The following is a 7,463-nucleotide window of genomic DNA, read 5'->3' as shown; positions in this document are numbered from 1 at the left end:
ACACTTCGCATGTGCATGGATAACGTTCAGAGCTTCTGGACTTTTCGGATAGGCTCTAAGTCATTGGTTCTTTCGACAAGCACAGGAACGGGAGATTCTGCATCGTTGAATCGGCTCCCAATACCTGCAGCAGGCCGGCCAGAGGCGTACCTCAATACCCAGGAATCGCCCTCGTGCAGGCTAATCCCAACGGTTTTTGATCCCAGCGCCATTCTCGCTTCGTTCACAACCCGGTTCATTAACTCATCAAAATCAAGCGTTGAATGTATAACTTCATTGATCTTATTCAGCGTCTCACTAAGCTCCTTTGCCTTTCTCAGTTCTTCCTCAGCGCGCATTCGCTCCGTGATATTGCGAGAGATACCCAGCACTGACTCTACCGAGCCATCTTTTGCAAATTCAGGTACTATGCGTGATTCAAAATATCCTTGTCCGCCTGGTGTCGGAAAATAGAATTCAATAGTCGTCTCCTGCCCGGTCTCAAAGACTGTTTGTAACGCCTTATCCCATAATGTGATCAGGTTCTCCGGCATTCCCAGCTCTCTGTTCGTTTTTCCAATGAATGAATCGCGCGGCATACCCGTGGCGCGTTCAATTGCCATGTTGACATAGATATGGCGCAGCTCCTTATCGAACTGCGCAATAATATCAGGAGCATTCTCAGCCAGCGCTCTGAATTCCTGATCGCGCTTGAGTTCTGATTTCTCCAGTTCAGCAACCCTCTGGCGCAGCTTTTCCAGTTCATTTATAAGTTGCTCTTTTGCCGTCTCTTTGTTTTTCATCTTGTTTACGTTATAACACGTGTAATTTTACCTGACTTATTTACATCCCTTATTGTATCATCAATGTTGCCAAGCCCTATATCAACCTGGCGATTATATATATAATATAAATGTGAAATTACACTTATTATAATTTTAGATCGGATGTATCTATAAATTTAAATGTAACTTAACATTTATATGCTATTAAAACATGTCATGTAAATTAGATTTAAATGACTGAAACTAAACACATTCAAACCAGCCTTGATATGGTTACTTACGATCATCTCAGGCATCTCTCTGAATTAAAGAATAAATCGTTAAAGGAAACGATTCAGGAGGCCATTAAGGAGTATATCAAGCGACATGAGGGCGAATTAATGAAAGATTCATTTTTTGGTATCGTGGGCTCTTTCAGAACTAAAGAAGGCAACTGGAGTGAACGGAATGATTGGAGAGAGTAGATGCGAATTTTTCTTGATACAAGCGGCCTTATTGCATTGAGCGATGAAAAGGATAAGAATCACAACAGAGCAAAGTCATATCTAAAAGAACAGGTACAGAGGGGTGCCAGGTTTGTTTTGAGCAGGAATATTTTAGTCGAATACATTGACGGAGTCACAAAAAGGATAGGCAAGGAAAAGGCTATTGAAGAACTTGATAATATTTTGAACAGCAGATTGCTAATAATCGAACCTGTCTCAAAAATGGACTGGGATAAAGCAATCGGGTATTTCAGAAAATATAAGGATCAGCAAATTGATTTAACAGATTGTTTGAGTTTTGTAATAATGGAGAGACTTGGTCTTAAGATAGCCCTCACTTTTGATAATCATTTTCAGACCCATGGGTTCGATGTACTTGCCTGATTCTACTGCCCAGATCCGGTTCCAGCCTGCTTCACAACAGCGGGCAAATGGATTCTAAATGTAGCACCTTTTCCAGTTTCACTGTGCACATTTATAAATCCACCGTGGCTTTTCACGATTGCAAGGGACACTGAGAGACAAAGTCCCGTACCTTTGCCAAACTCTTTTGTCGTGAAGAACGGTTCAAAGATTCTATCCAGTATCTTAGGAGGAATACCTGTTCCAGTATCCGAGATTATGATAACAACATATGAGCCAGCCTTAGCCCCGATATTAACACGAGCGTAGTTCTCATCAACTAAAAGATTTTCAGCAGATATGTTCAGGATGCCGCCATCTGGCATAGCATCGTGGGCATTCACGCACATGTTCATAAGGACCTGGTGCAACTGTGTACTATCTCCAGTGATCTTCCACAGGTACTCAGGTATATCGGCTCTGACTTCGATGGATTTTGGAAATGTTTGTTTTGCTATCTTCTCAATATCAGAGATAAGGTCTGTTACCTGAATAATCTTGCGCTCACCTTCTATACCCCGCGTAAATGACATGACCTGTTTTATCAAATCAGCCGAACGTTGAGCATTTGTTTCCAGGATATTAAGCAGCCTCTGGCTCTGTTCATCGGTATATTTTTGTTTTAGCATCTGCAGCGATAGCATCATTGGTGTCAGCATATTGTTAATGTTGTGCGCGAGACCGCCTGAGAGTGTACCTATGCTCTCCATCCTCTGAGCTTGCAGCAATTGCGCCTGAAGTTTCTTCTTCTCAGTGATATCACGCCAGGTAACTGCAAAACCATCGCCAAGCTTAGCCGCACGGATATCGTAGTAGCGTGCTAGATGCAAATCTTTGCCATATACATCTTCATAGTACAGGGATTCCTTCACCAGCGGTTGACCTGTCTCTACAAGTTTAATATATTCAGAGAATAAGTCTATGTCCTTATGCCGTAGTAGCAGTTCCAGCATGGTATGACCTACCAGCTCCTCTCGCGTCCTTTCATTCAACTGGCAGCCAGCCCCATTGATATACTCGTATCTGAAATCGATTATATTGCCTGCGTCATCCCGCATTGCAGAGAAAATTGCGAAACCATCAAGCATGGTCTCTACCGAGTTGCGGAATCGTTCCTCGCTCTCCCGCAGCGCCCTCTCAGCCTCCTTTCTTTTTCGCCGCTCATCTGCTTCACGCAACTCGCGCCTGACCGTGGGAATAAGCTTGACTAGATTGCCTTTCATTAAATAATCATGTGCACCGGCCTTCATGGTCTCTATAGCCGTGGATTCCACGATCTTCCCGGATACAACTATGAACGGCAGGTCAATTCCACTTCTCTGCATTACCTTCAGTGCCTCAAGCCCACTGAATTGAGGCATGACATAATCGGCAAGGATAATGTCCCATGTCTTATCTGCAAGCGCTGCGCTCATGGTCTCTGCTGTGTCCACGCGTTCAAAAATCGGATTGTAGCCACCGCGGCGTATCTCATGCACAAGCAGCAGGGCATCATCCTCTGAATCCTCGACTACTAACACACGAAGAGGGATGCCCATCTAATCACCCGCAGGTGTAGGCTTGTTCAGAACCAGCCAGTACAGTCCCGGCTCATGCACCTCTATAAGTTGCTCTTTTGTTTTTTCATTGGTTTTCATCGTCTGTGTATCCTCGGCCTGGCCTCAATTTTATTAATTGAATTTCCCCTTACACAATATTATTGCCCGGTCAATGATACCAGGTTCTATATCAATCTAACGGTAAATATTTTATTTTATATTAATATAGAATATAAAATAAACAAATATTAAGTCAGCCTTTTAACTTATTCACCATCTCCTTAATATTCTCCCAGTGCTTCCCCTGCCAGTACACCTGTCCGCATCTATCGCATATCCAGAATTCTGTTCCGTTCTCAAACCTTACTGGATACACGTACTCCTTCTCTTTAATAAGCTCCATCTCTGCAGGCTCAACCCTTCTGATAATAGAGTTACATAGGCTGCACCTCTCCATTTCAGGATCAGATTTAATATTGAATTCCTTCTGCATTTCCTTGAGCTGTTCTATAATATCTAGAGACTGTACCAGATATGCCCTGATCCCCCTTTTCATTGCTCTTCTGATAAGTACCATATCCCTTGATATCAGGATCCTTCCATCTCTCTCTGCTATCTCCAGCAGTATATCGTCCTCATTCTCCTGCTTCTTTATTTCAAGAGTATCGTACCCAAAGATACGAAGCCAGCGTGCAAGCCTTCCCAGCATCCTGTCCACAATGAATTTCATTTCCCCTTGCTCCTGATAAGTGATGTCACCATAGCGATACCGCATATAACAGCAGCGACGATGTATGTATCACGGAAAGCGGGCAGGAAAGAACTGTCAATACCTCCGTAATAAACATGCCTGCTTGAGAAAACAGCGCCTGATATGGCTACACCTATCACCATACCCATATTCCTCATCGTCCCCATGGTACCTGCTGCAATGCCAAGCTGTTCTTTCGGGAGAGAGCCCATTATTATGCTGTTATTTGGCGCCTGGAACAACCCCATACCAAGACCAAATAGCGCCAGGCGTGATGAAACATCTATAAAATCTGAGGATGATGACATAAAACTGAGCGACAGGATAGACAGGCTTGAGATCCCCACTCCTGTTGAACTGAGGATATACGAATTTGTCCTGTCAGATAACCAGCCGCTGATCGGGGCTACAACAGACATAATAAGCGGTACTGCCAGAAACATAATGCCAACCTCCTGTGGTGAGTATCCAAGCTCTCTCTCAAGAAAGAAGGGCATTAAGAATATGACGCTGAACATGGCGGTAAAACTTATAAGCGCGCTGATATTGGCTGCTGCGAACGGTCTATTTCTAAAGTGCCGCAATTCCATCATAGGATGCCTGGCTCTGGTCTCGACGATAATGAAAATAATAAAGGACGCGGCTGATAGAATAAAAAGTAGAATAATGTATTTAGATCCCCATCCGAGTTTTTGACCATGGCTCAGGGCAAGTAATAACGATACTAGACTTATAAAAAGGGTGAGTGCGCCTGGTATATCAAAGGTCTGCCCTATAGTAGTCTCATCCTTCTTAAGGACCCGAAGTGCCATCGCTGTCCCGAAGAGCCCGACCGGTATATTGATATAAAAAATAGACTGCCACCCTACATTCTCGATTAAAAATCCGCCTGTAACAGGTCCTGCCATGGAACCGATCGCTACCACGGTCCCGATCAATCCCATTGCTTTACCCCTCTCTCTTGGGGGAAATGCATGCGTGATTATGGCAACGCCTGTAGCCATCAGCATTGCAGCACCGATGCCCTGTATCACCCTGTAGAATATCAACTGCCCCTCAGTCACTGAAATAGCGCATAGTCCAGAACCTATAGTAAAAATCGTGATCCCTGCTGCAAATATTCGTTTTCTGCCAAACATATCAGAGAGCCTGCCAAGACTTAAAAGCAGGCTTGTAATCGTCAGTAGATATGCCATTACCACCCATCCGATTGTCGTTACATCTGTCCTGAAGTACTCTGTGAGCGTTGGAAGAGCTACGTTCACTATGCTGCCGTCAAGCGTGGCCATAAAGAACCCTATCCAGACAGTCAGCATCGCTTTCCACTTGTATTCCATCTACTGTCCCTTCACATGCTTGAGAATATGCCCCATCTCAGGCAGCACAAGCTCAAGGGCAAGCTTAACTGCATTCGGCGAGCCCGGAAGGCAGAATATCGCCTTCTGGCGTGCAACTCCTGCGATTGCCCGTGTAAGTATTACCGCATTTCCGATCTGCTCAATGCTTTTATATCTGAACAGTTCTCCAAAACCCGGCATCTCTTTTTCAAGGAACGGCATCACTGCTTCGATCGTGACATCTGCAGGTGTAAGACCTGTTCCACCGCTTGATATTATCACATCGGCTTCTGAGTACAGGCATCTTTTTAATGCTTCTTTTATCATCTCGATGCTGTCAGAGATTAATTCGTAATGTACTACAGTGCAACCCTGTACCTGAATCATGCCCCAGATGAGCTTCCCTGATGCATCCTCGGCGCGCTCTGGCCTGTCTACCCTACCATATTTTTCGTATCGCGAAGTGCTTATTGTCAGTATCGCGCACTTGTAAGATCTCGGTACATTTTCCTTATGAGGCAGCGACATGTCCATAGTGATTCTTATATGCTAAAGGATATATAAGATTACGCAGCAGAATTTAATAGCACAAACATGAGATTTATTGCAATCGATGTTGGAATGGGAACACAGGATATACTCCTCTATGATAGCGAGCAGAGCATTGAGAACTGTATTAAAATGGTCCTGCCTTCGCAGACACAGATTATCGCAAAACAGGTCTCTGCTGCTACAGAGTTAAAGCAGGATATCGTCCTTACAGGTGAGACCATGGGCGGAGGGGCGTGTACTGGCGCGGTGAAGCGGCATATTGGGGCAGGACTTTCGGTATTTGCAACACAGAATGCAGCCCTTACATTAAATGATGACCTGAACAGAGTAAGGGAGATGGGCGCGGTTATTGTGAGCGAGGATGAGGTGCATGAGCTAAACGCTACCAGGATAGAGATGTGCGATGTGGATAAACATGCCCTCGGGAGAGCGCTGGATCTCTTTGGCATTGAGATTCCAGAGAGGTTCGCGGTTGCGGTGCAGGATCACGGGTATTCACCTGGTCTTAGCAACCGGGTATTCCGTTTTGATTACTTCCAGGAGATCATAAAAACAAAAGGAACCCTTGACTCCTTTGTATATAAGGGTAATATTCCCGATCGATTCACAAGGATGAGGGCTGTAGAGAGAGCACTTCCAGGTTCGCTTCTTATGGATACAGGGTTTGCAGCAATAAGAGGTGCGCTCCTTGATGAATCTGCCAAAGCTCCGTATCTTGTGGTAAATATAGGTAATGGCCATACGCTTGCTTCTGTTGTGGATGGTAAAAAAATCCTCTCATTATTTGAGCATCATACCCACCAGATGACACAGAGCAAAATCGATGATTACCTGATGAGATTATGTGATGGGACACTTGATTTTCAGGAGGTTTTTGATGATGGCGGGCATGGATGCTATATCAGGGAGGCTATTGATCTTGAAAACATCGGATCAATACTCATAACAGGACCCAGGCGCAGCATTATGCGCGGCTCCACGCTCAGGGTTCGCTTTGCTGCTCCGTTCGGGGATATGATGCTTACAGGTTGCTTCGGGTTGATGGATGCTTACCTTAATTGTATGCCAGATTAAACTCCTTTAAACTTAAACTCCCACAGGCTCCCGCCTTTTATCTCTTTTTGTTTCAGGTGTTCTATCTCATGGGCCATATCATATGCAGTAGAGCCATAAAATACGAGTTCTTTTTCTGCGAGTTCCTCTATCTTTATCTCCTTCTCAAGAGGATTTACAGTGGTTTTTATGATCCTGTCGCTCTTAACTCTAACTCTATAAGGCCGCCTTACAAGCAGCCTCATCTCCTCGTCCCCGCATTTCTCAAGCCTGTGAACTACTCCCTCCTTATCTTTGAGAACTGGATTTACAAACAGGTATATCTCCTCAAGTGAGTATCCCAGTCCCTTCTCATCATCGTAGATAGTAGTCTTATCCATCACGGCTATAGTTTTTATATTCTCTGTGGAATAACTCCAGTCGCCGCCAGATCTTAAAGAGAGCAGGAGAGGAGTAAATGCATCTGCAGGTATATCAAAGCTTGATATCAGTTTTTTCTCAGCATTTGTGAATTCTATTATGTTCTTGAACTTCTCTATATCCATTTATTTGATATATTGGTAGCTATTTACATATACATA

At 44.3% G+C, this 7,463-nt stretch carries 9 protein-coding genes; 3 read left to right on the top strand and 6 right to left on the bottom strand.

Going from position 1 to position 7,463, the window contains the following annotated elements:
* Nucleotides 1-26: 26 nt before the first annotated feature.
* Nucleotides 27-782 carry a PAS domain-containing protein gene (locus ANME2D_RS00140; protein WP_048088191.1) on the bottom strand — a complete coding sequence of 252 codons (756 nt, stop codon included), beginning with the start codon at nucleotides 780-782 and terminating at the stop codon, nucleotides 27-29.
* Nucleotides 783-997: 215 nt separating this feature from the next.
* On the opposite strand from ANME2D_RS00140, the gene ANME2D_RS00135 reads away from it, so the two are divergent.
* Nucleotides 998-1,228: a hypothetical protein gene (locus tag ANME2D_RS00135; RefSeq protein WP_048088190.1), complete on the top strand. Its 231-nt coding sequence runs from the start codon at nucleotides 998-1,000 to the stop codon at nucleotides 1,226-1,228.
* Complete coding sequence (locus ANME2D_RS00130; protein ID WP_048088189.1) at nucleotides 1,229-1,633, top strand: PIN domain-containing protein; 405 nt, start codon at nucleotides 1,229-1,231, stop codon at nucleotides 1,631-1,633.
* A 2-nt stretch (nucleotides 1,634-1,635) separates the two neighbouring features.
* Here ANME2D_RS00130 and ANME2D_RS00125 read toward each other — a convergent pair whose 3' ends face one another.
* From ANME2D_RS00125 to ANME2D_RS00110, 4 genes are all read right to left on the bottom strand, one after another.
* On the bottom strand, nucleotides 1,636-3,189 hold the full coding sequence (locus ANME2D_RS00125; RefSeq protein ID WP_052368476.1) for a hybrid sensor histidine kinase/response regulator: 1,554 nt from the start codon (nucleotides 3,187-3,189) through the stop codon (nucleotides 1,636-1,638).
* Between the two features lie 253 nt (nucleotides 3,190-3,442).
* A complete protein-coding gene (locus ANME2D_RS00120) occupies nucleotides 3,443-3,919 on the bottom strand; it encodes a Mut7-C RNAse domain-containing protein (RefSeq protein ID WP_048088188.1) in 477 nt (158 codons plus the stop codon).
* Nucleotides 3,916-5,277, bottom strand: a complete 1,362-nt coding sequence (locus ANME2D_RS00115; RefSeq protein WP_048088187.1) for an MFS transporter — start codon at nucleotides 5,275-5,277, stop codon at nucleotides 3,916-3,918. The genes ANME2D_RS00120 and ANME2D_RS00115 overlap by 4 nt, the downstream gene beginning before the upstream one ends.
* Nucleotides 5,278-5,811, bottom strand: coding sequence for a MogA/MoaB family molybdenum cofactor biosynthesis protein (locus ANME2D_RS00110; protein ID WP_048088186.1), 534 nt, complete (start codon nucleotides 5,809-5,811; stop codon nucleotides 5,278-5,280).
* A gap of 60 nt (nucleotides 5,812-5,871) precedes the next feature.
* Here ANME2D_RS00110 and ANME2D_RS00105 point away from each other — a divergent pair, with 60 nt between their 5' ends.
* Nucleotides 5,872-6,903: a DUF1786 domain-containing protein gene (locus tag ANME2D_RS00105; RefSeq protein WP_048088185.1), complete on the top strand. Its 1,032-nt coding sequence runs from the start codon at nucleotides 5,872-5,874 to the stop codon at nucleotides 6,901-6,903.
* Here ANME2D_RS00105 and ANME2D_RS00100 read toward each other — a convergent pair.
* On the bottom strand, nucleotides 6,900-7,427 hold the full coding sequence (locus ANME2D_RS00100; RefSeq protein WP_048088184.1) for a putative ATP-dependent zinc protease: 528 nt from the start codon (nucleotides 7,425-7,427) through the stop codon (nucleotides 6,900-6,902). The two genes, ANME2D_RS00105 and ANME2D_RS00100, sit on opposite strands and share 4 nt — an antisense overlap.
* Nucleotides 7,428-7,463: the final 36 nt, after the last annotated feature.

The sequence above is a fragment of the Candidatus Methanoperedens nitratireducens genome, assembly GCF_000685155.1.
GTDB classification, from domain to species: Archaea; Halobacteriota; Methanosarcinia; order Methanosarcinales; family Methanoperedenaceae; genus Methanoperedens; species Methanoperedens nitratireducens.
Note: the sequence above shows the minus strand (reverse complement) of the source record. Positions and strands in the feature narration are given on the sequence as shown.